The organism is Thalassospiraceae bacterium LMO-JJ14, assembly GCA_021555105.2.
GTDB lineage: Bacteria > Pseudomonadota > Alphaproteobacteria > Rhodospirillales > Casp-alpha2 > UBA4479.
Genome location: CP134604.1, coordinates 1495752 through 1521855, shown reverse-complemented (window position 1 = coordinate 1521855; position 26104 = coordinate 1495752). Strand labels below are relative to the sequence as shown.

At 61.0% G+C, this 26104-nt stretch carries 15 protein-coding genes; 8 read left to right on the top strand and 7 right to left on the bottom strand.

Going from position 1 to position 26104, the window contains the following annotated elements:
- Positions 1–39: 39 nt before the first annotated feature.
- Complete coding sequence (locus L2D14_07315) at positions 40–3318, bottom strand: AsmA-like C-terminal domain-containing protein (protein WNK01230.1); 3279 nt, start codon at positions 3316–3318, stop codon at positions 40–42.
- A 190-nt stretch (positions 3319–3508) separates the two neighbouring features.
- Here L2D14_07315 and L2D14_07310 point away from each other — a divergent pair, with 190 nt between their 5' ends.
- From L2D14_07310 to L2D14_07290, 5 genes are all read left to right on the top strand, one after another.
- Entirely contained in the window at positions 3509–6511 is a 3003-nt protein-coding gene (locus tag L2D14_07310) for a bifunctional [glutamine synthetase] adenylyltransferase/[glutamine synthetase]-adenylyl-L-tyrosine phosphorylase (GenBank protein WNK01229.1), read from the top strand.
- Positions 6512–6577: 66 nt separating this feature from the next.
- Positions 6578–7039 carry a thioredoxin-dependent thiol peroxidase gene (gene bcp, locus L2D14_07305; protein ID WNK01228.1) on the top strand — a complete coding sequence of 154 codons (462 nt, stop codon included), beginning with the start codon at positions 6578–6580 and terminating at the stop codon, positions 7037–7039.
- A gap of 224 nt (positions 7040–7263) precedes the next feature.
- Positions 7264–10962, top strand: a complete 3699-nt coding sequence (locus tag L2D14_07300; protein WNK01227.1) for a PAS-domain containing protein — start codon at positions 7264–7266, stop codon at positions 10960–10962.
- Positions 10959–11867 carry a diguanylate cyclase gene (locus L2D14_07295; GenBank protein ID WNK01226.1) on the top strand — a complete coding sequence of 303 codons (909 nt, stop codon included), beginning with the start codon at positions 10959–10961 and terminating at the stop codon, positions 11865–11867. The genes L2D14_07300 and L2D14_07295 overlap by 4 nt, the downstream gene beginning before the upstream one ends.
- A 97-nt stretch (positions 11868–11964) precedes the next feature.
- Positions 11965–12465 (top strand): flagellar basal body-associated FliL family protein, encoded by a 501-nt coding sequence (locus L2D14_07290; protein WNK01225.1) that lies wholly within the window; start codon positions 11965–11967, stop codon positions 12463–12465.
- Positions 12466–12587: 122 nt separating this feature from the next.
- Here L2D14_07290 and prfB read toward each other — a convergent pair.
- Positions 12588–13707, bottom strand: a protein-coding gene (gene prfB / locus L2D14_07285; GenBank protein WNK01224.1) for a peptide chain release factor 2 whose coding sequence is annotated in 2 segments (ribosomal slippage) — positions 12588–13637 and positions 13639–13707 — 1119 coding nt in all. Because the reading frame shifts where the segments join, the coding sequence is not laid out codon by codon here.
- A gap of 237 nt (positions 13708–13944) precedes the next feature.
- Here prfB and L2D14_07280 point away from each other — a divergent pair.
- Entirely contained in the window at positions 13945–14580 is a 636-nt protein-coding gene (locus tag L2D14_07280) for a LysE family translocator (GenBank protein WNK01223.1), read from the top strand.
- Positions 14581–14609: 29 nt separating this feature from the next.
- Here the strand turns inward: L2D14_07280 and L2D14_07275 are convergent, their stop codons facing one another.
- The 3 genes from L2D14_07275 to L2D14_07265 form a co-directional block, all read right to left on the bottom strand.
- On the bottom strand, positions 14610–17081 hold the full coding sequence (locus L2D14_07275) for a penicillin-binding protein 1A (GenBank protein WNK01222.1): 2472 nt from the start codon (positions 17079–17081) through the stop codon (positions 14610–14612).
- Positions 17082–17247: 166 nt separating this feature from the next.
- On the bottom strand, positions 17248–18675 hold the full coding sequence (locus tag L2D14_07270; GenBank protein ID WNK01221.1) for an N-acetylmuramoyl-L-alanine amidase: 1428 nt from the start codon (positions 18673–18675) through the stop codon (positions 17248–17250).
- Positions 18676–18909: 234 nt separating this feature from the next.
- On the bottom strand, positions 18910–19068 hold the full coding sequence (locus L2D14_07265; protein WNK01220.1) for a hypothetical protein: 159 nt from the start codon (positions 19066–19068) through the stop codon (positions 18910–18912).
- 70 nt (positions 19069–19138) lie between these two features.
- Here L2D14_07265 and L2D14_07260 point away from each other — a divergent pair, with 70 nt between their 5' ends.
- Positions 19139–21703: an Rne/Rng family ribonuclease gene (locus L2D14_07260; protein ID WNK01219.1), complete on the top strand. Its 2565-nt coding sequence runs from the start codon at positions 19139–19141 to the stop codon at positions 21701–21703.
- A 190-nt stretch (positions 21704–21893) separates the two neighbouring features.
- Here L2D14_07260 and L2D14_07255 read toward each other — a convergent pair whose 3' ends face one another.
- Together L2D14_07255 and L2D14_07250 are read right to left on the bottom strand one after the other, a co-directional pair.
- Complete coding sequence (locus tag L2D14_07255; GenBank protein ID WNK01218.1) at positions 21894–23045, bottom strand: pyridoxal phosphate-dependent aminotransferase; 1152 nt, start codon at positions 23043–23045, stop codon at positions 21894–21896.
- A 4-nt stretch (positions 23046–23049) separates the two neighbouring features.
- Positions 23050–24696, bottom strand: coding sequence for a gamma-glutamyltransferase (locus L2D14_07250; protein ID WNK01217.1), 1647 nt, complete (start codon positions 24694–24696; stop codon positions 23050–23052).
- 139 nt (positions 24697–24835) lie between these two features.
- On the opposite strand from L2D14_07250, the gene L2D14_07245 reads away from it, so the two are divergent.
- Positions 24836–26095, top strand: coding sequence for a M48 family metalloprotease (locus L2D14_07245; GenBank protein ID WNK01216.1), 1260 nt, complete (start codon positions 24836–24838; stop codon positions 26093–26095).
- The last annotated feature ends 9 nt before the right edge of the window (positions 26096–26104 follow it).

Here is a 26104-nt window from a genome sequence, read left to right as displayed (position 1 = left end):
GGCACTGGCGTTAAGTCCAGGGCCGATGACTGGACCAGGTTATTGGGATTCGACGGGTAGCGAAGATGTGCCGAGCAGCGGCACTTGCTGATCGTCGGGCTTGAAGGCGCCGAACAGGTTCCTGAGGATACCCGGCGTCAACGCCGACAGCGGATTGACGGTGGTGTTCGGATCCTCGATCGGACCGGAGATCGAGAAGTTGGCGGCAAAAACGCCGCCGCCGTCTTCGCTCCCCGTCAGGATATTGCCGAGCAACGGAATTTTGCCGAGCAGCGAGTTGATGGCATAGGCCGGGACCACCGTGCCCTCGATGTTCAGTACATCGGCGTGCGTATAGACGGTGCCCGACGCGGTAAAGCCGATCGATGCCCCTGTCGCCTTGGCGTCGGCGATCTGCACTTCACCGTCGGTATATGTAAACGGCACATCAAGCTCGGCGAAATTCAGGCCTTCGCCGGTCAGCGCATCGACAATGCCGGTCAGCGCCATGATCGAGAGAACACGGGTCATCAGCGGTGCGTTGCGAACCCGGTAATTGACGACACGCAGTTTGCCGCGCAACGGCCGCAGCGCCGCCGCGTCGTCATAGCGGCCGCGCATTTCAAGCTGGCCGCCGTGCATGTTATCGAACAGATCGAAAAAGCGCAGCGTATCGCCGGCGTTCTCGGCCTTGACGCTCAGCACCCGGTTGCCGTCGGAGTCCGGCGCCATGTTCACACTGAGCAGCGGCCCCCCGTTGAGCTTGCTGTCGAGCAGCGCCGTGCGCCAGATGCCGCGCTTGTGCACGAAGGTTCCGGAAACGGCGGACAGGAACTTCTGCGGCTCGACCCACATCTTGTCCAGCTCGACGGCAATCGTCAGGTCCGGCAGGGTCAGGTCGTCCTGGCCCGGACGGTCCCCGATCAGACGTTCCCACAACGGCGAGAATTCAAGCTCGGATCCCTGCAGGCCGATTTCCCAGCCGCCGTCGGGACGCGATATGACGGCACCCGAGACATCGGTGCGCCCGAACAGGACCTGCTTCAGATTGACGCGCTCCAGGCCGAGACCGGCCGGTGCGTATTTGACATCGCCCTTCACCGACAGGTCGCCGGCGATGACATTGAAGCTCGGTACGCTTTTGACGAGGCCGTTCTCGAGCAGGATCGTGACATCGACCCAGCCGGCGTCGCCGGCCGCCTTGCGCCATTCCATCACCGGCACCCTGAGTTCCGCACGTTCCAGGTTGGCGTTGACCTCGACGCGGCCGCTGCGGTTATCGAAAACCGTATAGCGCACCGTGGCGTCGACACCGCCGGAAACGAAGTCCCCCGCCGGACCCGGATCGACCCCGAGATCGCGGACGTTCGACAGGTCGTCGATCCTGGCCGCCAGCAGATATTGCGAACGGTAAGGCACCTTGGTGCCGAAATTCTGGTTCCATACCAGGGCCACCGGCACCGGCCCCATCATCACGTTTCCGTCGACTTCCATTTTTTTCGTATCGACGGCGAGCTTGAGCGTGCCGTCGCGGATGCCCCGGCCCAGCACGACATCCTTCATCTGCACATTCGTCAGTCTGGCTGCGGCCTTTACATCGACATCTTCGACGGCCAGATCCTTGGCGAGCATGAAATACAGATTGAGATCGACATCCGCATCGCCCAGCGTGCTTTTCGGATCGATCTTCATGGCGCTGGCGAACTCGAACGGTTTGCGGTCGATCAGCTCGAGCGCGTCGCGCACCGGCGATTTCGCCTTCAGGTCGATATCGATGTACTGATCGATTTCCCTGAGACCGGTAATATGGATCGTCGCGCCGTCCAGCTTGATCCGCCCGCTGGTGCCCTGTTCGACGGCAACGTCGAAGCTGTCCGCATCGAACGACATCAACGCCTTCACGTTCTTCACCGCCGGCATGCCTTCTAGATAGGTCACATCGACGCCTTCGGCGCTCATGGTGCCGTCGATGGTATCGATGGCAAAACTGCCGTCCTGCTGCACGCGGACGGAAAAGACGGCATCGGCGCGGGTCATCCGCCCGCCGCTGAGATGCGATGTCACCCAGGCATAAGGGTCCGGCCCCATTGTCGCCGGCCAGTAAGTCTTGAGCTGTTCCACCGGCACGTCGGCCAGTGTCGTTTCGGCCTTGATCACGACTTCCGGGCCGCCGATGCCGCTCGCCTGGGCTTTCAGATCGAAGACCGGGCCGTTCAGGTTCAGGCTGAGACGCTGAATATCGGCAATGCCCGATTTCATGTCGAATTTCCCCGAACCGGACATGCTGACCAGCGGCATGGCATGATCGATGGGCGACGGGATGGCGAGGGTCGAGCCTTCCATCAGCGTTACTTCGGCGCCGTCCAGCGTCACCGAGCCGATGCGGCCGTTATAAATTCCGTTGAGCGTAATGTTCTCAACGCTCAGTTCCTGTGCAAACGGCGCCGGCAACATCAGCGTGCCGTCATCGCCGGTGACGTGAAAACCGATGCTGTTGATACCCTCGTGCAGCGACGTGCCGATGACGAGTTTGCCGCTGAGCGGCATGTTGACGGCTTCGAACACGGTAAATTTCGGATCCAGCGAGGCGAACGACGCCGGCGATATGTCGGCGAACGACGCCGTCAGGTCGAGACGGCCCGCCTCTGCATGAAACGAGCCGTGCAAGGAAATGTCGGCGATCCGGTTCTCGATATCGATTTGCAGGCTTCCTTCGGCGAGCAGGCCGTGCGGTGCGCGCACCAGCTTCAGATAACCGACCGGCACCTGCCAGACCTTGCCCGTCATACGGTCGTCGAAAGTCATGTTCGCGCCGCTGATGCGGACCGTTTCCAGATAGCTCATCGGCGAGCCCGGGTCCGGTTTCTTGATCAGCCAGCTCAGAAGGCCGGTCGCAAAGCGTTCGCCGGAAGGTCCGCTTTCAGCGGCAACCTCGATACCCAGCCCGCCGTCCGCATCACGGCGCACCCGAATTTCGGGCCCCAGCAATTCGATGAATTTCGGCGCCAGCTTGCCGCGGACCAGCGCCCGTCCGCTCAACGACAAGGAAAGTTCGGGAATCCGCGCCTGCGCCGCGCCCGTTTCGCCGATGGCGCGGACGTTCTTGACGCGAAGCTCGATCGCCCGGTCCCAGCCGGCCCAGGTTAGCGTGGTGTCGTCAATGGCGAGGCGAAAGCTGCGGTGGCCGCTGTTCAGCGCGCGTTCCACATACGGCGTCAGAAATGACAGCGAGACCGGTCCTTTCTGCAACTGCCAGGCAATCAAAAGCGTAATAATCGCCAGCCCGGCGCCGAGACCGCCGACCAACTGCACTACACCGATAAATGTCCGTTTGATCAACAACGTATGTAAAATTCCGTCAGCACACCAAACGCGCCGGGCGATCCGGGCGAAATGGTGGCATTAGTATGCATAACCGTCACTTAACGCAGAGTAAACCGTCTATAAGTACAGGGCTAAGCCTGTTTTTCGGTAACACTTCAGCAAAGACTTTTTGCGTGATCCGCATGGATGACATATTGCAATAACCATGAGCAACGATTTTGTCATCGATACGGCCGGGCTGGCGGTTGCGGCCGACAGCGAAGCGGCGCAGCGCGGGCTCGCAGACTTTTACGCTGCCTGCGAAGAGGCCCGCGACGATGCCCCGGAAGATATCGAGAGCGCCCTCGCCCTGGCCGCCCGCGAAGACGGCAAACGCCTTCTGGAAGGTGTTTTTTCCAACAGTCCGTACCTAACGCAATCGCTGCTGCGCGAACCCGCATGGCTGGGCCAGCTCGCCCGGGAAGGTGCTGACGCACTCGCCCGCAGCATTTTATCCGAAACCAGAACGCAAACATCGGCGCTCACCGACGAGGCGCGGATCATGCGCGCGCTCAGGATCGCCAAACGCCGTCTCGCCCTGACGGCGGCGCTGGCCGACATCGCCGGGCAATGGACACTTTATCAGGTCACCGAAGCGCTTTCCGATTTCGCCGACGCGGCGGCAAGCGCGGCAAGCGGGTTCGTCATCCGCAGGGCCGCGGAGCGCGGCGCATTCCGCCTGAAAAATCCCGACGATCCCGAACGCGATTCCGGCTTCATCGTTATCGGCATGGGCAAGCTCGGCGCACGGGAACTGAACTATTCCAGCGATATCGACCTGATCTGCCTGTACGACAATGACGTCATCGACACCGACAACCCCGACGGGCTTCAGCAGCATGTCATCCGCATGACCCGGACCCTTGCCAAGATCCTCGATGAACGCACGGGCGACGGCTACGTCTTCCGTGTCGATCTCAGATTGCGGCCCGACCCCGGCTCGACGCCGCTGGCGATCTCGGTGCTGGCGGCGGAAACGTATTATGAAAGCCTGGGGCAGAACTGGGAACGCGCGGCAATGATCAAAGCGCGACCGATCGCCGGGGATATCGCCGCCGCCGAGACCTTCCTGCATCACCTGCGCCCGTTCGTCTGGCGCAAGAGCCTCGATTTCGCGGCCATCCAGGACATCCACTCGATCAAGCGGCAAATCCATGCGCACAAGGGCGGCGGCAAGGTCGCGATCAACGGGCACGACATCAAGACCGGGCGCGGCGGCATCCGCGAGATCGAATTTTTCGCCCAGACCCAGCAGTTGATCTGGGGCGGGCGCGAACCGTCGGTGCGGATCAGCCGCACCATCGCGGCGATCCGCCATCTGGTCGATCTCGGCATGGTCGACGCCGACGCCGCGGATATCCTGAACGACGCCTACGAATTCCTGCGCCGCGTCGAACACCGCCTGCAGATGCAGTCGGACGAGCAGACCCAGAAGCTGCCCGACGATGATGCCGGCATCGCACAGTTGGCCGCCTTCTGCGGTTATGCCGACGCCGCCGGGTTTCGCGCCGCATTGCTGGGACACCTCGAAGCCGTTGAAGCCCAATACGGCGCCCTGTTCGAAGACTCCCCGGCTTTGACCGCGGAAGACGGCCATGCCGGCAATCTTGCCTTCACCGGCGCCGACAGCGATCCCGAGACCCTGAAGACCCTTGCCCGTTTCGGCTTTACCGATCCGGCCCTGGTCGACAAATCAATCCGCGCCTGGCATCACGGCCGCATCCGCGCCACCCGCTCGACGCGGGCGCGCGAATTGCTGACGGAACTGACGCCGGCTCTGCTCGAAGCCATCGGCAAACAGCCCGATCCGGACGCCACGTTCCTCCGCTTCGATGCCTTTCTGGCGAGCCTGCCCGCCGGCGTGCAGCTTTTCACCATGTTTCAGGCCTACCCCGATCTGTTGCGGCTGCTGTCGGAAATCATGGGCGAAGCGCCGCGTCTGGCAGCCCACCTGAGCCGCCGCCCGAACCTGCTGGACAGCGTGCTGAGCGCCGATTTCTACGACCCCCTGCCGGATCTCGGGGAGCTCCGCACGGACTGCGCCGAAGCGCTGACCGACGCCATGTTCTTCGAAGATATTCTCGACGCCACCCGGCGCTGGAACAGCGACCGGCGCTTTCAGCTCGGCGTGCAAATGCTGCGCGGCGTCACCGGCGCGGGCGATGCGGCGCTGAGTTTCAGCAACATTGCCGATGCCGTCCTGCAGACCCTGATCCCCGAGGTCATCCGCGAGTTCGAAAAAGCGCACGGCCAGATTGCCGGCGGCATGTTCTGCGTTCTGGCACTCGGCAAGCTGGGTTCGCGCGAACTGACGCCGTCGAGCGACCTCGACCTGATTTTCATCTACAGCGCCGATGAGGCGGACAGCCATTCCGATGGTGCGCGCCCGCTCGCCGTCTCGCAATATTACAGCCGCCTGGGCCAGCGCATTATCAACGCCGTCATGTCGATGACCGCGGAAGGCACGCTTTACGAGATCGACATGCGGCTCAGACCGAGCGGCAACAAGGGACCGGTGGCGACCGTGCTGGACGGTTTCGAGCGGTACTATGCGGAAACCGCCTGGACGTGGGAACACATGGCCCTGGTCCGCGCCCGCATCATCTTCGATACCGGCGTCATCGGCGACAAGGTACAGGGGATGATCAGAGGCACCCTCACCGGCAGCCGCGATGCGGCGAAAACCGCGGCCGAGGTTTCGAACATGCGCGGGCGCATTGAAAAACAGTATGCAACGCCGTGCATCTGGTCCATCAAGCAGGTTGCCGGCGGTCAGGTCGACGTGGATTTTCTGGCCCAGTATCTGGTCCTGATCCATGCCGCGGCGCATCCCGAGATCATCAGCGCGGATGCGGCCGAAGTCTTCCGCGTGGCCGGCGATCTGGGTCTGATCAATGCCGGTGACGCCACGGCATTGCGTGCGGCCAAATCGTTGTATCGCGATCTGCAAACGTTTCTGGCGCTGACCATCGAAGGCGACATGACCGATGCCAAGGTTGCCGCTTTCTCGGAACCGCTTCGTGAAGACCTGTGCGAAATTACCGGCAGTGCATCATTCGATGCATTGTCGGAGAAACTGAAAAACACCGAAGACGCGGTGCGGGCGATCTTCGTGGGCCTTCTGGGCGAGCCGAATGCCGACAGCGAAGCCGCGCCACCGGATATTTGAACCAGTCCGGAATTTAAGGCGTAATAACGACAAGACCTGAATAACTGCAGAAGTGGAGAACGACAGATGCTCGATACCGGCGACAAGGCCCCAGATTTCAACCTGCCCGTCAACGGCGGCGGTTCTCTATCGCTGAAGGACCTCAAGGGCAAGAAGGCCGTGATCTATTTCTATCCCAAGGACATGACGCCGGGGTGCACGACCGAAGCGCAGGATTTCCGCGATCACATCAAGGAATTCGACAAGGCAGGCGCCGTTGTCGTCGGCGTTTCCAAAGACAGCGTCAAACGGCACGACAACTTTGTCGAAAAGCAATCTCTGCCGTTCAAGTTGATTTCCGACGAAAACGGCGCCTTGTGCGAGGATTTCGGCGTCTGGGTGGAAAAAAACATGTACGGGCGTAAATACATGGGCATCCAGCGCTCGACCTTCGTGCTCGACGCCAAGGGCGTGATCCGTCATGTCTGGCCGAAGGTCAAGGTCAAGGGCCACGCCGCAGACGTCCTGGAGACGCTCAAAGGGCTGTAAACGCCGCGCGGACGCCGATTGCGCGCCTATTAGCCGGGCCGGCCTCATGTGGCTTACCACGATAGTCCCGATAGCCGCTTTTTGCTATGCCTCGCGGCATGCAGACTGTTGTAAATCATCGATCCAAATTACTTTGGCCGCCCTTTTGTCTACGGTCATATTTCCCCGGAAGGCCCCGGGTTACACTATGATGACCGGCATTTGGCGTCTGGAGCCCTCAATCGATGAGAGATAACAGCAAAACCCTGTCGACCGAATCGCGATTGGTCATCGGGATCGCCGTAATGCTGGCGATAGCGTTTTCCGGCTTCATATACGGCAGTTACGAACGCGTTCGCCAAATCAACGATGCCTGGCACACGCAGCAAGTGAAGCAGGCCATCAAAGCCGAGGCATTGACGGATCTGAACCACCGCATGGGCTATGACGGCCTGATTCACAACTTCAAGAACTACGTGCTGCGCCAGAACGATACCTATCGCGCGAAAGCCGAAATCGATGTCGCCCTTGCCATGGACGCGATCCAGCAGCTTCTGGACCTGGGCCCTGAACAAAACGAAATCGAGGAATTAAACAAGGTTCGCGCCGTCGTCGAGGAATACCGCGACCGCCTGGCCGACGCCGTTCTGGCATTCGAAAACGGCTTGACGGTCAGGGAAGTGGACCAGATCGTTCGTGTCGACGACACGCTGGCATCCGCGGCCATGCAAAGACTGCAGGACATTGCCATCAGGCAAAGTGAGGAAACCCTCAGGGCGACGAACAGCGCCATCGAGGACACCCTGAAATTCCTGATTGCCGGCCTGGCGATGCTGCCGGTCATCGTCATCGGCGCGATTGTCATCATTCGCTACATGTACCGCATCGATGAGATGCAGACAGAAAACAAACGTCAGAGCGACTTGCTGACGCTGACCCTGGAAACCGTCAATCAGGGGATTTCCATGGTTGACGAGAATCTGAACCTTGTCGTCATGAACGACCGCTTTTACGAGCTTCTGGATTTTCCCAAGGAAAAAATGCCCCCCGGCACGCCGCTTGAGGTCGCGTTCCGCATCAATGCCGAACGCGGCGAATACGGGCCGGGCGACATTGAGGCGCAGATCAAGGAACGCCTGGAACTGGCGCGCAAATTCGAGCCGCACGAATTCAATCGCGAACGGCCGAACGGCAAGATCCTTGAAATCCGCGGCACGCCCATTCCCGGCGGCGGGTTCGTGACCACCTATGCCGATATCACCCGCCGGGTCCGCGCCGAGAAGGAAGCCCACGAGGCACAGGCACGACTTCTCGATGCCATCTCGGTTATGGACGAAGGATTCGTCTATTACGATGCCGATGACAAGCTTGTCCTGTGCAATGAAAAGTACCACGAGTACTATCCAAAATCCGCCGACTTACAAATTCCCGGGAACACTTTCGAATATATCATTCGAGAAGGCATCAAGCGCGGTGAATACGATCTTGGGGACTTGAATCCGGAAGAATGGGTCGCTGACCGGCTTGCTTCCCACCGCAAGGCCGATATGACAATAGAACAAAAACTTAAATCCGGGCGTTGGCTAAAAATAGCCGAACGCAGAACGCCTGATGGCGGCATTGTTGGATTCCGCGTCGATATCACGGCGCTCAAGGAAGCGCAGGAAAAAGCCGAAGCCGCCAACGTCGCCAAGTCCTCCTTCCTGGCCAACATGAGCCATGAAATCCGCACGCCGATGAACGCCATCATCGGTCTCAGCCAGCTTGCGCTGAAAACGGAGATCCCGGCCCGCACCCGCGACTATCTGGAAAAAGTGCACAGCTCGGCACACGCCCTGCTCGGCATCATCAACGACATCCTCGATTTCTCGAAACTGGAAGCCGGGCGCATCGAACTTGAAAACGTGCCTTTCCATATCGACGACGTTATGCAGAACGTCTCGACGCTTGTCAGCGAGTCGATCCAGGACAAGGACATCGAATTCCTGTTCGGTATTGACGCCGACATGCCCCGCGCGCTCGTCGGCGACCCGCTCCGGCTTGGGCAGATCCTGACCAATCTGGCCAGCAATGCGGTCAAGTTCACCCAATCCGGCGAAGTCGTTGTCCGTGCCGAACTGGTCGAGAAAACCAACAACCGCGGCCTGTTCCGTTTCTCGGTTTCCGATACCGGGATCGGCATGACGACGGAACAGATCGAGAAGCTCTTCCGGCCCTTTACCCAGGCCGATGCCTCGACCACACGGCAATTCGGCGGCACGGGTCTGGGCCTGACCATCTGCAAGGAGCTCTCGGAAATCATGGGGGGCCATATCGATGTGGAAAGCACCCCGGGCAAAGGCAGCACGTTCATTGTCGAAGTGCCGTTCGGACTGCGGGAAACCGAGGACAGCGACAGGCTTCCGTCATCCATCGATCCCTCGAAGATGCGCGTCCTTATAATCGACGACAATGCCACGGCGCTGGATATCCTCAGCGATACGTTGCGGAGCCTGAATTTCACCCATATCGATTGCGAAAGAAGCCCCCGCAAGGCCATCCGTATGTTCGCGGAAAGCAGGGAAAACGACGCGGCATATGACCTCGTCATCATCGACTGGCGGATGCCGGAACTGAACGGCATCGATACGGCACAGGAAATCATGGCGACCTGCCCGTCGGACGATATCCCCGCCATATTTTTGATATCGGCGCATAACCGCATTGATGTCATGCATCAGGTCGACCAGCATGGGTTTGCAGGGTTCCTGAGCAAACCGCTGAACACCTCGCTTCTGATCGACATCCTTGCCGACCATTTCGCGGGCGGCGCGTCAACAAGATCCGTAAGCACGCATGAGCGCATGGGCGACCGGAAAACGATCCGTGCCATCAAGGGCATGCGCATTCTGCTGGTCGAGGACAATGCGATCAACCAGCAGGTGGCTAGCGGAATCCTTGCCGAAGCCGACGTCCACGTCAGCATCGTCAACAACGGTCAGGCCGCCGTCGAGCGCATGAAAAACAACCCCGAAGGGATCGACCTTATCCTGATGGACGTGCAGATGCCGGTCATGGACGGCTATGAAGCAACCCGGCAAATCCGCGCCCTGCCCGGCATGGGCGAAATACCGATCATCGCCATGACGGCGCATGCCATGGCCGAGGAACGCGATGCCTGTTTCGCGGCGGGCATGAACGATCATGTGTCGAAACCGATCGATGCGGCGAGCCTTTTCGCGACCCTTGCCCGCTGGGCGCCGCAAAGCAAACAATCGGATGTAGCGCAAGCGAAGCCGCAAGCCGAAGCGCCAATTCCACCCAAGGCGCCGCCGGTTGCGGATGCCGAGGCCGCCCGCAATACAGACGGTATCTTCAACTTTGCGGATGCCCGAAAACGGCTTGGCCTCGACAACGATTTCTTCAACCGGCTGCTGGGTGACTTCAACAAGAAGTACGAGGATTTCGAATCCCAGCTTGGCAACGCCATCGAGGCCGGGGATACAGAACTTGCAACAAGACTGGTCCACACGGTCGGCGGCCTGGCCGCGACCATCGGCGCGGAAGAGCTGCAGCGCGAATGCCGCGCTGTCGAAGACAGCTTCAAGGAAAACCCGGATGCCGACGTCGACACCAGTAAGGTCATCGCGGCGCATATCCGGGTCAGGGAAATACTGGACCAACTGGAATCGGGTTCCGGGCAAGGCGCTGCGCCCGCCGCAAAACCGCAAACCGAAAACATCGATATCAGCCAGCTGATCGGCGAGCTTGATGCCGCCTTTGCATCGAAGCGGATGTCGGCACGCAAGCGGCTGGACGAGCTGGAAAGTGCGCTTGGCGGGTCTTCGGCACCGACGTTCCGGGATTTGAAAAAAGCCGCTGAAAGGCTCGACTTTGATAAAGCCCGGAGTATCCTGCATAAACTGAGTGAAGAACTCAGCGGACACGAAGGCGGTACGGCGTGAACATACCTGCTACCAATGCAAAAATCCTGATTGTCGACGACGAGCCTCTGAATATCGAGGTGATGAGCGGCACGCTCGAGGAGCTCGGCGATATCCTGTTCGCATCCAGCGGAGAAGAAGCCATAGAACTGGCCGCCCGCGAGAACCCGGACATCATCATCCTCGACATCATGATGCCGGGGATGGACGGGTACGAGGTCTGCCGCAAGCTCAAGGAAACGCCGGGGGCGGAAAACATCCCCGTCATTTTCGCAACCGCCCTTTCCGATCACACCGATGAAGCCAAGGGATTCGAAATCGGCGCCGTCGATTTCGTCACCAAGCCGATCGTCGCCCCGGTCGTCGTTGCGCGTGTCAAAAACCACCTGCAGCTCAAACGCTACCGTGATTATCTCGAGACCATTGCCTTTGTCGACGGCCTGACGGGCATTCCCAACCGGCGCAGCTTCGACCAGCATATCCGGTCCGAATGGCAGCGTGCGATCCGTAGCGGCTCGGAGCTTTCCCTGCTGCTGGTCGATATCGATCATTTCAAGCAATACAACGACACTTACGGCCACCAGGCCGGCGATGCCTGTCTGACGCTGGTCGCCAAGGCACTGTCGTCGTCCGTGCATCGCCCGGGCGACCAGGTCGCGCGATACGGCGGCGAGGAATTCGTCTGCGTGTTGCCGTCGACCAACATTGAAGGCGCGGAAATGATCGGGGCAACCTTGCGCGATGCCGTCAACTTCCTGAAAATTCCGCACAAATCATCCAGTGTCTGCGGTCATGTGACGATCAGCGTCGGCGGCGCCGCCATCAAGCCCGATCAATCGAACGATATCGGCGATCTGATCAGCGACGCGGATGCGAATCTCTACAAGGCAAAATCGCAAGGCCGTGACCGGGTCATCGTTTCCTGACTTACGCCATTAATCCCGACAGCCTTCCCCAAGCACCGGAGAGGAGCTAACCTCTCTTTTCCACATTCAAATTCCGCCATTTCAGGAGGGCCGAGGCATGGCCGACGAAGACGATCCGAAACGCAAAAAAGGCAAGGGTTCGAAAAAGAAATCGAAACCCAAGCTGCTGATTCCGATCCTCGGCGGGGTGTTCGTTTTCCTCGTCGTCGGTGGTGGCCTGTCCTTTTACATGGGCTGGGTTCATGCCGTCATGGGCTGGGAACGCCCGCAGCTTCACGCCCAGCTCGAACTCGGCAAACCGGTGTTTCATCCGCTGCCGGAAATCAGAACCGATCTGAAGACCGGCGAATGCCGCGCGCCGTTCATGCGCGCCGTAATCCATGTGCAGTTGATGCCCGAGGACGTGGCCCGTCTGCAGGATGCGGAAATGCAGGTGATGGATGCGATCCTGACGCACCTCCGCGGCCAGGAACGCCAGCATGTGGTCGGCAAGGAAGGGTCCGAGCGCTTGCGCTTCGAACTGGTGCAGATCATTCAGAACATCATCCGCCCGGCAAAGGTGCATACGGTGCTGTTCAAGGAACTGGTGGTTCAGTAAGTCGACATACCTATCCTTCGTGACGGGCCTATGGCCCTCCTCAGGATGAGGTGGATTGGAAAGTTCCCTCATGCCGAGGAACCCCGAAACTTATGGGGCGTCTCGAAGTATGAGACCCGCGCTCAGGCCACGTTTTCTTCGGAATCCTTGATCTTCGACGCCAGCGCGGCTTCCAGAAACATGTCGATGTCGCCGTCGAGCACCGCACCGGTGTTCGAGGTCTCGACCTCGGTGCGCAGGTCCTTGACCATCTGATAGGGCTGCAGGACGTAGGAACGGATCTGCCGGCCCCAGCCGATTTCCGTCTTCGTATCCTCGGTCGCCTGCGCCGCGTCCTCGCGTTTTTTCAGTTCCATCTCGTACAGGCGCGCGCGCAGCATCGACATCGCCTGGGCGCGGTTCTTGTGCTGCGAGCGGTCGTTCTGGCACTGCACGACGATGCCCGACGGCTGGTGCGTGATGCGAATCGCGCTTTCCGTCTTGTTGACGTGCTGTCCGCCGGCGCCGGATGCGCGGTAGGTATCGATGCGCAGGTCCTTGTCGTCGACCTCGATATCGATGTTGTCGTCGATAACCGGCGACACCCACGCCGACGAGAAACTGGTATGACGCCGGGCCGACGAATCATAGGGCGAGATTCGCACCAGGCGGTGCACGCCGCTTTCCGTCTTCAGCCAGCCATAGGCATTTTCGCCGGAAATCTTCAGCGTCGCCGACTTGATGCCGGCTTCCTCGCCGGGGCTTTCTTCAAGCCACTCGACACCGTAGCCGTGTTTGTCGGCCCAGCGGGTGTACATGCGGAGCAGCATTTCCGCCCAGTCCTGCGCTTCCGTCCCGCCGGCACCCGCCTGCACCTGAAGGAAGCAGTCGTTCTCGTCCGCTTCGCCCGACAGCAGGGTCTTGAGCTGTGCTTTCTGGGCGCGCCCGAGCAGCTCCTTCATGGCCGCTTCGGCTTCGCTCATGACATCGGCGTCGGCTTCCGCTTCAGCGAGTTCCAGAAGATCGGAGATATCGCGCAGATCGCCGTAAAGGCTGTCGACTTCCTTGATCCCGGATTCGACCTTGGTGCGCTCGCGCATCAGGGCCTGGGCCTTGTCGGGATCGTTCCAGAGATCGGGGCTTTCGGCGAGCGCGTTCAGTTCTTCAAGACGGAGGACGGCCTGATCGTAGTCAAAGATGCCTCCTTAGCAGTCCTGCGGACTGCTCGATCTCGTCGGCCATGGATTGAAATTCTGCGCGCATGCGGGCGGTTCCTTTAATTCGTTCGTGCTGTTTTTACCTGTAGGAACGTCTGTGCTCAAGCCTTACCATTCCCCCTCACCTGTCCTCTCCCCCACAATTGTGGTGGAGAGGGACTCACGTATATCGGCACAGTTCCGCTAATCCCTCTCCCCCTGAAAAGGGGGAGAGGTTAGGTGAGGGGGGTGTCATAAAAGAAATCGGGTTTCATAAGCACGACCTCAGGCATAGACTTCCGGCATGGAAATCGATTTCTCAACCCTCGGCATCTTCATTGCCGCTTCGTTCGCACTCTATATCGCGCCGGGGCCGGACATGATCTATGTCGCGACGCGCGCCATGGGCCAGGGAAAGCGCGCCGGCGTGCTGTCGGCGCTGGGTGTTTCGAGCGGCATCCTGGTGCACATGTTCGCCGCCGCCTTCGGGCTCGCGGCGCTGCTCAAGGTGTGGCCGGCAGCATTCATTCTCATCAAATGGGTGGGGATCGCGTATCTGGTCTATCTCGGGCTCCGCGTCCTGTTGAGCAAGGCCGAAAGCATCGACCTGCAACCGGCACGCACGGCGCGGAACGACTGGCGGCTCTACCGTCAGGGGTTCTTCTGTAACATTCTGAATCCGAAGATCGCGATCTTCTTTCTCGCCTTCCTGCCGCAGTTCACCGACGCCGCGTTGGGCGACGTCAGCCTGCAGATGCTGTTTTACGGCGCCGTGTTCGCATCCGGCGGATTGGTCTGGATTCTTTTCATCGCTTACGCCTTCGGCTCGGCCGGCAACTGGTTCGCCCGCCATCCCGGCGCGCTGAAATTTCAGAAATGGATCACCGGCTCTTCCATGCTGGGGCTGGCGTTGTTTGTCGCCCTGGACGAGGGCGCATAAGTCACGCCCTGGACGAGGGCGCGTAGTCCCTAATACAGACCGCCGGTTCCGGTCGACGGCGCCCCCGACAGGCTGGTGCCGGAATTGGTATCCGACCATCCCTGCCCCTCGATAACCCCGGCGTCGGCGCTGGGCGTCGTGCCTTCCTTGAACGCTTCGAGGATGACATTCGTTTCGCCCGGCCTGATCGGCAGGCCGGTGCGCGCGTTGACCCGCACCAGACGAATGCCGGGCGGCGTGCGGAACGGGATCGCCGGATGTCCGGCCAATGCATCCTGCATGAAATCGCGGAACACCGGCGCGGACACGGAGGAGCCGGTTTCATGGCGGCCGAGCGGCGTCGGTTCGTCGAAGCCGATGAACACACCGACCGCCAGATCCGGTGAAAAGCCGATGAACCAGGTATCGCGTTCCTCGTTGGTGGTACCGGTTTTGCCGGCGAGCGGCTTGTCGATCTCGGAGATACGCCGCCCGGTGCCGCGCTGGACAACGCCCTGCAGCATGCTCACCATCTGATAGGCGCTCGCCGGGTCGGTGATCTGCGGCCGGTTGTCGGGAATTTCCGGTACGCGCTGATTGTTCCAGCCATCGGCACGGCAGTCCGGGCAGGCGCGGCCGTCGTGGCGGTAGACCGAACGCCCGAGCCGGTCCTGTATCCGGTCGATCAGCGTCGGCGTGATTTTCTTGCCGCCGTTGACCAGCATCGCATAGGCCGTGGTCAGGCGGATCAGCGTCGTCTCCCCCGCACCCAGCGACATCGCCAGGGTCTGCGGCAGATCATCGACGACGCCGAAACGTTTGGCGTATTCGGCGATACGTTCCATGCCGATGGTCTGCGCGAGGCGGACCGTCATCAGGTTTCTGGATTTTTCGATGCCGAGCCGCATCGTCGACGCGCCATAGAACTTCTTGCCGTAGTTGGCCGGCCGCCATTTCGGCAGCCCCGGCCCCTGATCGATGACGAACGGTGCATCGAGAATACGTGTCGACGGCGTGAAGCCCATATCCAGCCCGGCCAGATACACGAACGGCTTGAACGCCGACCCCGGCTGGCGCGCCGCCTGTGTGGCGCGGTTGAACTGGCTGCGCTCGAACGAATAGCCGCCGACCATCGCCAGCACACGGCCGGTATGCGGATCGATGGCAATGATGCCGCCGTTGACGGCGGGAATCTGCTGCAGGCTATAGGCGGGCTGTTGCGGTTTCTTGTCCTTTTCGCCGAGCGGCACCGGTTCGACCAGGACGACGTCGCCGGCGGTCAAAACGTCGGACGGTTTCTTGACCGCGCCGCCGCGCTTTTGATGCTCAAGCGCCTCGCGCGCCCATTTCAGTTCTTCGAGGGGAATTTCGCCGAGCAGGCCGTCCTCGACACCGATACTGGCATAGCCCTTGGCATCGTCGACACCGATGACGACCGCGAGCTGTTTCTCGCCGGTCCCCTTGGGCCTGGCGATGGAACCGAGATAGGTGCGCCAGTCGAGCGGCGTATCGAGCCGCTGGCCGGCCGGCGCCGTTGTCACCGGGCCGCGGTAGCCATGCCGCCGGTCATAGGCTTCGACACCACGCCTGAGCACGTTGCGGGCAATCGTCTGCAGTTTCGGGTCCAGCGTCGTGCGCACCGAAAGCCCGCCCTGATAGAGCTGGTCTTCGCCGAAGCGCTCGACCAGTTCACGGCGCACTTCCTCGGTGAAGTAATCGGCCTGGACGAATTCCGTTTCCTCGCGGCTGGCGACCAAAAGCGGTTCCTGCGTTGCCAGGCGCGCTTCGTCGCCCGAGATGCGGCCGTCTTCCTTCATCCGGCCGATGACCCAGTTGCGCCGGCCCTTGGCGGCGGCATGCTTGGTGAGCGGGTTATAGTTGTTGGGGGCTTTCGGCAGTGCCGCCAGATACGCCGCCTCGGCGACCGTCAGCTCGTTCAGGGATTTGTTGAAGTAGTTCAGCGCCGCCGCCGCGACACCGTAAGAGCCGTAGCCGAGGTAAATCTCGTTCAGATACAGCTCGAGGATTTTGTCCTTGGTAAAGGCGCGCTCGATGCGGACCGCCAGAATCGCTTCCTTGATCTTCCGGTCGAACGACACTTCGTTGGTCAGCAGGAAGTTTTTGGCGACCTGCTGGGTGATGGTCGAGGCACCGACCAGACGCCGCCCGGTGGCGATGTGCTGCAGGTTGGTGACGACGGCGCGCGCCACGCCGGTGAAATCGATCCCGGAATGCAGATAGAACGACTTGTCCTCGGCCGACAGAAACGCGTCGATGATGCGCCTGGGCATGGCCTCGATCGGCACGAAGGCCCGCTTTTCGATGGCGAATTCGGCTAAAAGGCGGCCGTCGCCGGCATGCACGCGGGTCATCACCTGTGGATCGTAGGTCGCAAGCTGACGGTAATCGGGCAGGTCGCGGCCGAATTTGTGCAGGACCCACAGCGTCCCGCCGCCGACGCCGGCCACGGCAAGAATCAGCAGCGAAAAGGTGATCAGTGTAAAACGCAGAAGAAACTTCATAATCCGGTGCGGGTTCCGTTATTCAGTGCCGATATTATTTAGCATGACCGAAGGCATTAGCAGAGTCCGTACGATCCCGTATCGCAAGATTGTGACCAATCCGTGGCAAATAGGGCAAATATCGAATATTTCCAGAGATTTGTTGGCCGCTTGAAAACGCGCCGCATCAGCGGCTGGCGGACTCGATTTTCGTGAAATAGCGATCCACGGCGCCGGCGATGGACTGTGCCAGTTTGCGGCGGTGCGACTTGGACCTGAGCGCGCGCTCGTCGTGCTTGTTGGACAGGAAGCCAAGCTCGATCAGCACCGACGGGATATCCGGCGCCTTGAGCACGGCGAAACCCGCGAAACGGTGCGGATTCTGCAAAATCTTGACCCGGCTCTCCAATTCATCGACCAACAGCGCCGCCAGCTTCGCCGACTGGTTCATGGTTTCGCGTTGCGCCAGATCGATGAGGATATTGGTAACCTCGGCGCTTTCATGGGTCAGGTCGATCCCGGCGATCAGATCGGCCTTGTTTTCACGTTCCGCCAGCGCCGCCGCTTCCTTATCCGAGGCCCGTTCGGACAACGTATAGAGCGACAATCCCCGGACTCCGCTGTTGCGGATGGTGTCGGCATGCAGCGAGATAAACAGATCCGCTTTCATCTCGCGCGCCCGCTCGATACGGCCGCGCAGCCGGATGAAGATGTCGCGGTCGCGGGTCAGCTTTACCTTGAAACGGCCGGTGGCTTCCAGATGTTCCTTGAGCGCGCGCGCCGCCGCAAGGGTAATGTGCTTTTCGTAAATACCGCTGACGCTGATCGCGCCCGGGTCGACCCCGCCGTGACCGGGATCGATGACGATAATGCGCTTATGCGATGTGCCGGGTACCGGCGGCTTCTTCGGCACGCGAAGCGAAGCCAGTTTTGGATTGCCCACGCCGACATTGGCGCTGGCCGTCACCGTTGGTTGCGCCTGGGGTTGTGCCTGTGGTTGTGCCTGGGGTTGTGCGATCGCGGGCGGCTGCGGCTTCACCGGCACTTTGACGGACTTGGCCATCGGGCTTGCTTTTGGTGTCAGCTGCGGCTGGGCCGTGACAATCCGGGTTTCCGAGCCGCGCACCACCATCGGCGGGGCGGCGACGCTCTGCAGGAAGACCTTACCCGTTGCCCGGGCCAGATCGATGACCAGGCGGTCAGGCTGCCCGCCCGCCCCCGGCAGGGATATGGCTTCGTGGACGCGCGACGGCTCGCTAAGGTCGACGACGATGCGCGAATTGCCGGGCTGGAACAGACCGTATCTGAGCTTCGACAACAAACCGGTGTTGGACGGCAGCGGCCGCGGGGGCAAGCGCCAGCCGACTTCGGGCAGATCGATGACCAGCCTGGCCGGACCCGCCAGCGTAAAGACCTTGGCTTCGACCGGGCGGTCGAGGTCTACGACGATCCGTGTCGAGAGCCCATGCTTGCCGACGCGGATATCGGTCACCTCCGCATCCGCGGCAAAAGCCGCCGACGGGGCAAGCGCGATCGCGAATCCCCAGAGGATTCCACAGAGGAATACGCCGAGGAATCCCCTGAATAAAAACAGGCGCAGACCGCTACTGCCCATATTTTGCGTCCGCCGATCCAAAAAATTCACCATATATAGCCGTTATAAACGCCCGGAAGGCTTGATCTCAAGCATTCTCGGCGTGTCCGGCCATATCATTATGACATTGTGGAATTGAAATCCTACGGTTATGTTAACAGCGTATCGCAATACGCGATTCAGTTTCTGATCGACCGCCCTGTGCACTGCACCATGTGCCGTGTTCCCAATGGGCCAAGATTTTTGTGTGTCGGCCTAGATCCCGGCACCACCCGATTTGAGGTTTTTTTTCACATGCCGGTGCAAGCCGCCCGCAAGATCGACACGAGAGACATCCGGACGCCCGAAAGCGCCCGGTGGCATGTCGCTGTCGAATCCCGAGGCGCCGCCGGTTTTCATCACACTTACCGGCACGCACACCCCTTGACCGTTCAGAGGTTTAGCAAGACGCCAAGCGACAGCGTGCCCCGGAGTTACCTTTTCAATGGCTACCAAACGCATGCTAATCGACGCCTCCCACCCGGAAGAGACACGGGTGGTTGTGCTGTCGGGGAACCGGGTCGAAGACTTTGATGTCGAAGTCGAATCCCGCCGTCAACTCAAAGGGAATGTTTATCTCGCAAAAGTAACCAGGGTTGAACCGTCGCTTCAGGCGGCATTCGTCGAATACGGCGGCAACCGTCACGGGTTCCTGGCTTTCAGCGAAATTCATCCCGATTACTATCAGATTCCGGTTGCCGACCGCGAAGCCCTCATCGCCGAGGAAGAAGACGCGCAGCGCGCGGCTGAACAGGCGCTCGAGGACGAAGAACAGGACGCTGGCGTCGAAGAACTCGGCGGCGGCGAGGACGAAATCGACGAGGCTGAAAAAGCCCGCCGTCCGGTTGTCGACCGGCGCCGTTACAAAATTCAGGAAGTCATCAAGCGCCGCCAGATTCTGCTGATCCAGGTGGTCAAGGAAGAACGCGGCAACAAGGGCGCGGCGCTGACCACGTACCTGTCGCTGGCCGGCCGCTATTGCGTTCTGATGCCGAACACCGCGCGCGGTGGCGGCATTTCGCGCAAGATCGCATCCGGGCAGGACCGCAAGCGGCTGAAATCGATTCTTTCCGATCTCGGCATTCCCGATGGCATGGCCGTCATCGTCAGGACCGCCGGCGACAAGCGCACCAAGGCGGAAATCAAACGCGATTACGAATATCTGATCCGCCTGTGGGAGCAGATCCGCCAGACGACGCTGGAATCCATCGCGCCCTCGCTGATTCACGAGGAAGGCAACCTGATCAAGCGTTCGATCCGCGATATCTATACCAAGGATATCGAGGACGTGGTGGTCGCCGGTGAAGAAGGCTACCGCACGGCCAAGGACTTCATGAAGCTGATGATGCCGAGCCACGCCAAGCGTGTGCAGCCCTACAAGGAAACCAACACGCCGATGCTGCAGCGCTATGGTGTCGAAGCGCAGATCGAAAGCATGCATCAGCCCGAAGTGCAGCTGAAATCGGGCGGCTACATCGTCATCAATTCGACCGAGGCGCTGGTCGCCATCGACGTCAACTCGGGCCGTTCGACGCGCGAACGCAACATCGAGGAAACGGCCTTCAAGACCAACCTCGAAGCGGCCGAGGAAGTCGCCCGCCAATTGCGCCTGCGCGACCTTGCCGGTCTGATCGTCATCGATTTCATCGACATGGAGAACCACCGCAACCAGAGCAAGGTCGAGCGCGTCCTGAAAGATGCCATGCGCACCGACCGCGCGCGCATCCAGATCGGCCGCATATCGCCGTTCGGCCTTTTGGAAATGTCGCGCCAGCGGCTGCGTCCGAGCATTCAGGAAATCCATTCCGAGCCCTGCCCGCACTGTGCCGGCACCGGCATCCGCCGCTCCGCCGATACCACGGCGCTGGCGATCCTGCGCATCATCGAAGAAGAAGCGATGCGTAAGCGCTCGACCGAAATCACCATGTGGATCCCGACCCAGGTCGCGCTTTTCATCCTCAACCACAAGCGCGAGATGCTGGCCCGGATCGAGGAAGAGTACGAACTCCGGGTCTTCCTGGAAAACGACGACACCCTGATCCCGCCTGACTATCGCATGGACCGTGTCCGCACCGACGGCAAAACCGTCGAAGCGCAGGCCCCTGAAAGCCCGGGCGCACCGCCGGCTGCGTCGCCGTCTTCGGGCGACGACGATGGCGACAGCGAGGAAGGCGGACGCAAACGCCGCCGCCGCCGGGGCCGCCGCAAAGGCCGCAAGGACGAGGACCAGAACGAACAGCAGACCGCCGTGTCCGCTGAAGATGCAGACGGTGCCGAGGAAACCGAGGCACAGGAAGCAGATCAGGACCAGCAGCGCGCCGAAGGCGACGACGATGGCGAAGAACAGCCGAAACGTCCGCGCCGCCGCCGCCGGGGCCGCCGTGCCGGACGCCGCCGCAATCGCAGTGCCGAGGACGGCGCCAACGAAAACGAAACACCTGAAGGCGAAGCCGCCGATGCCTCTGCAGACGACGGGCAGACCGGCACCGGTGACGACAGCAGCGAAGCTGAGGCGAGCGCCGAAACCGGGGACAGCGAGGCCAAGGATGCCGCCGCCCAGCCGGACGCGGATGAAACTGCCGCGGCTTCTGACGATGTTGCCGCCCAGGAACAAACGGACGACGGAAAAGCAGACGCGGAAAAAGCCGCTGACGAGAAGCCGAAGCGCCGCCCACGGGCACGCCGCAGTAAAAAGGCCGACACCAAGGCTGCCGACGACACCGCATCCGAAGACAAGGCCGAAGTCGCCCCGGAAGTCGTGGAAACCGCTGACGATGACAAACCGGCGAAAGCCGCAGACGCCAAGCCCGGCAATGGCGCCAGCCATGATGACGGCGAGGCTGCGGCACCGGTGATCGAAATCGCCGCCGAGCCTGCAGCCGAGGCCGAGCCTGTAGCCGAGGCCGAGCCGGTGCCGTCGCCGATGGCGAAGACGACCATCATCGACGTCGCGCAACTCAATGCGGAAGAAAAACCGGCCAAGCGCGGCTGGTGGCGTCGCGGCGACTGAGCGTTCGCCAACGCATTCCTGAAATTAAGGGCGGTCTTCGGGCCGCCCTTTCTTTTGAATACAGGTCCCGCCTCATCCTTCAAGACGCGCTTTGCGCTCCTCACGATGAGGATGACTCAATGAAGGTAGCGATGTTTTCTCATGCTGAAGAGGGTGCGAAGCACCCGTCTCGAAGTATTGAGATTTCAGACTAGTTTTTACGCCACCGAATTAAGCGTGCGGCGGCTTCCGCCATGTCTTCCGGATCGCGGGCGAACGAAAACCGGACATACAGATGCCCGCGTTCCGGATCGAAATCGGCGCCCGGCGTTGCAGCGACCCCGGTTTCCGCCAGCATCGCCTGACAGAACGCTTCACTGTCGTTGGTCATGTCCGAAACGTCGGCATAGATGTAAAAAGCGCCGTCGGCGGACGCCAGCTTGTCGAACCCGGCCTTCGGAAGTTCGCTGAGCAGCAGCTTCCGGTTTTCCGCGTAGCGTTTGAGATTTTCCTGCAGCTCGTCATCGCACTCAAAGACCGCGACCGCCGCATATTGCGATATCGCTGGCGGCGAAATGAACAGGTTCTGCGCCAGGCATTCGACGGCGCGAAGCAGATCCCGGGGGACGATCATCCAGCCCAGCCGCCACCCGGTCATCGAGAAGTACTTCGAGAAACTGTTGACGACGATGGCCTCGTCGCCGAAGCGCAGCACGGTTTCCGCCGGCGCGTCATAGGTAATGCCGTGATAGATCTCGTCGGAAATCAACCGGATGCCCGCGTTTGCGCAATACGCATACAGCGCGTCGAGGCCCGCCTTGTCGATCATGGTGCCTGTCGGATTGGACGGAGAGGCGATAATCAGACCATCCAGGCGGCCCTGGCACGCGTCCAGCAGCGCCGGTGTCGGCTGGAAATTGGTTTCCGGGCCGACCGGAATTTCCACCACCTCGATGCCGAGTGAAATCAGGATGTTGCGGTACGCCGGATATCCGGGCGCCGCCAGCGCGACGCGGTCGCCCTCGTCGAAGGCGGAAAGAAAGCTCAGGATGAATGCGCCGCTGGACCCCGTGGTGACGGCAATTCTGTCAACCGGCACATCGAGACCGTGCACCCGCGCATAGTGGCCCCGGATGGCCTCGCGCAACTGCGGGATGCCGAATGCATCCGTGTAGCCGAGCCGTTCCGTCTGCAAAGCCCGCGTCGCCGCCTCGATCACGCCCTTCGGCGCGCCGGTGCCGGGCTGACCGACTTCCATGTGCACGATATTTTCGCCTTGCTGCTCGCGCTCGTTGGCGGCACGCATGACATCCATGACGATGAACGGCGCGACCTGTCCGCGCTTGGCGACTTTCAAAGGCATGGCTTCAGTTCCCGCCGATGGCCAAGCCGAAGCCACGCGGGTCGGCGGCGCCGAAACACACCGGCGTATCCTCGTTCGGCATGCCTTGCGGGCATTGCACGGCGGCTACCCTGCCGATGGATTTTGTCGCCACGACTTCATGGCCGCGCTTACGAAGCGCCGCGACGATTTCCGCCGGCATGCCCGGCTCGACATACACGATATCCGGCGCGGCGGCGTAATGGGTGCGCGGCGCGGCCACCGCCTCACCCAGGGTTTGCGGCCCCGAAACGGTTCGTGCCAGAACATTGCTGAGCGACGTCGGTGCCGTCACGCCGCCGGAAGCGGCAGCGGCCATATAGCTGACATTGAACAATTCGCTGGTCAACAGGGCCGGGCCGAGCGGTGTATAGGTCCGCCCGCGCGTATCGGGGGCGGCCGCCAGGATAATGCCGAAGCCGTCAGCCATGCGGCCGGTGCCGAACAGATTGTTCATGGTCAGCGTACAGGCGACCGCCCCGCCGCGCGTATCCATGACCGAGAAACTGACCGCTGACGGTGTCTCGGGCCAGTCGGTCGGAGTCTGGATCAGGGTATTCAGCGGCGTCGCCTTATCGAAACTGATCGTATCGTCGACGGAATCGACATAATCCTCGCCGACACGTGCCTCGGGTCCCTGGCGGTACGTGCCGTCGGCCTGCATGTTTTTCATGCGTTCGACAAAGGCGCGTTTCGCGGCCTCGACCAGCAGATGCTCGCGTTCGTCATCGTCGGCCCCCTTGAAAAGCTGGCCGGTCATTAAAATTGCCATCATCTCGGCGGCAACGGCGCCACCGGCGGCCGGCGGGCCGGCAAAATGCCACATCGTATTTCTGACACCCGGGAATGAAACCGGGTCGCGAATGACCGGCAGGAAATTGCGCATATCCTCGAAACTGAGTGAACCGCCTGCCTGAAGTACAGCTTCGGTGAACTTTCTGGCGTCGGCACCCTGATAAAACTCGCCGATGCCGCGGATGCGCATACGCCCAAGCGTGGCGGCAAGCTCCGACTGCTTGATGAATTGCCCTTCGCCAAGCGCCTTGCCTTTCGAGTTGCTGAAGACACGGGCCATTACCGGGTCGCGCAGAAGAACATCGGAAACCTTTGAAAACTCGGCCGCGAAGGCGCGCGGCATATTATAGCCGAAGCGCGCCAGATTTTCCGCCGGCGCGATCACCTGCCCCCATTTCAAGGCACCGTATCTGGAATGCAGCAGGAAAAGTCCGCGCGGCATGCCGGGAACGGCGCTCGGGCGTTCGGTATTTCTGGACGCCAGCTTCGGTCCACGCGGCAGGAAATCGATGACTTTGGGTTTCTCGCCGCGGTCATCGCGGGCAATGCAGACCCCGCCACCGCCAAGACTGGCCGAAGACGGCATGGTCACCGCCAGCGTAAAGCCGATGGCCGCCGCCGCATCCGCCGCGGTGCCCCCCGCCGACAGTATGTCGCGCGCCACCAAAGCCGCCTGCGGTTCTTCGACGGAGACCACGCCCAGGGACCCGGATACGTACCCGAGTGTCCCCCGGGTCACCACTTCCTCGTCCGAACTCCCGCACGCGGCGAGAACCGCCGCTGACAGGCATAAGGGGATGATCCTGCGTGCGTTCAGCGCAAATGACATATCCGTCATTTGACGACAAACTGTTGCGTGACTACGTTCTATTATGTTTCCCAGGGTGAAGCGCGTGCTGAAATCAGGCTTCTTTTTTAGTATTTTCATTGTCGTCATTCTTTCTGCGTCGGTTTCTCCGCCCGCGCGGGCTCAAGGTTTGCCGCTCATCAGGGATGCCGAAATCGAAGATACCATTCGCAAGATGGCAACGCCACTTTTCCGCGCAGCCGGACTTACACCGGCATCTGTTTCGATCCATCTCGTTAACGACAAGACACTTAACGCTTTTGTTGCCGATGGCCAGCGTTTGTTCATGAATACGGGCTTGCTGATGCGCGCCGATAACGCCGCACAGGTGATCGGCGTTATCGCACACGAAACCGGCCACATCGCGGGCGGGCACCTGAGCCGCCTCGGCAAGGCACAGCAGCAAGGCTCTGCAACCGCCCTGATAGCGACCATCATCGGCGTTGCCGCCGGGATCGGCACAGGCCGGGGCGATATCGGCGGGGCGATCGTCGCCGGCGGCCAGCAAGCGGCGACCCGGGGCTTTCTGTCGTTCTCGAGAACGCAGGAAAACTCCGCCGACCAGGCGGCCCTGACGGCCCTCGACAATACAGGCCAGTCGGCACGCGGCCTGCTTGAATTCATGGAAATACTAGAGGGTCAGGAACTCCTGACCAGCGCCAGCCAGGATCCGTATGCGCGCACCCACCCGCTTTCCGAAGACCGTATCCAGGCCATGCGTGCGCATGTCGCCCGCTCGTCCAACAGTGACAAAGCCACCGAACCGTCACTGGATGCTGCCTTTGCCCGCACCCAGGCGAAGCTGGTCGGATATTTCGAGCAACCGGCCCTGACGCTTCGCCGCTACCCGGTGCAAGACACGTCCGTCCCGGCACGCTACGCGCGGGCCTTCGCCTATTCGCGCTCTGCGGAAACGGCAAAAGCCGTTGCCGAACTGGATTCGCTTCTGCAGACCATCCCCGACGATCCGTATTTCCTCGAATTCAAAGGGCAAATCCTATTTGGCGACGGCAAGATCGAAGAAGCCCTGCCGCCCTTTCGCCGCGCTGTGGAACTTCTTCCCGAAGAACCTTTGCTGCGCACAGAATTTGCCCAGATCCTGATCGAAAGCCAGCGCAAGGAAGACCTGGAAGAAGCCGTCGAGCATCTTAAATTCGGCCTGTCGCGGAACAAGGAATCAGCTGCCGCATGGCGGTATCTCGGCATTGCCTATGGCAAACTCGGCGATATCGGCCGCAGTTCGCTGGCGCTGGCGGAATCCGCCATCCGCCGGGGCGAGGAATCGGAAGTTCGGTTTCATGCCGGGCGTGCCGCCGAAATGTTCCCGCGCGGATCGCCGGAATGGCTGCAGGCTGAAGACCTGCTTCTGGCCCTGAAGAACCGGAAATAATGTCCGCCG

Excerpts from the sequence above, each read along its gene's own strand:
- L2D14_07300 (WNK01227.1), top strand. The coding sequence starts at position 7,264 with ATGAGAGATAACAGCAAAACCCTGTCGACCGAATCGCGATTGGTCATC.
- L2D14_07260 (WNK01219.1), top strand. The coding sequence starts at position 19,139 with ATGGCTACCAAACGCATGCTAATCGACGCCTCCCACCCGGAAGAGACA.
- L2D14_07270 (WNK01221.1), bottom strand. The coding sequence starts at position 18,675 with ATGGGCAGTAGCGGTCTGCGCCTGTTTTTATTCAGGGGATTCCTCGGC.
- L2D14_07250 (WNK01217.1), bottom strand. The coding sequence starts at position 24,696 with ATGACGGATATGTCATTTGCGCTGAACGCACGCAGGATCATCCCCTTA.
- L2D14_07275 (WNK01222.1), bottom strand. The coding sequence starts at position 17,081 with ATGAAGTTTCTTCTGCGTTTTACACTGATCACCTTTTCGCTGCTGATT.
- L2D14_07290 (WNK01225.1), top strand. The coding sequence starts at position 11,965 with ATGGCCGACGAAGACGATCCGAAACGCAAAAAAGGCAAGGGTTCGAAA.
- L2D14_07310 (WNK01229.1), top strand. The coding sequence starts at position 3,509 with ATGAGCAACGATTTTGTCATCGATACGGCCGGGCTGGCGGTTGCGGCC.
- bcp (WNK01228.1), top strand. The coding sequence starts at position 6,578 with ATGCTCGATACCGGCGACAAGGCCCCAGATTTCAACCTGCCCGTCAAC.
- L2D14_07255 (WNK01218.1), bottom strand. The coding sequence starts at position 23,045 with ATGCCTTTGAAAGTCGCCAAGCGCGGACAGGTCGCGCCGTTCATCGTC.
- L2D14_07280 (WNK01223.1), top strand. The coding sequence starts at position 13,945 with ATGGAAATCGATTTCTCAACCCTCGGCATCTTCATTGCCGCTTCGTTC.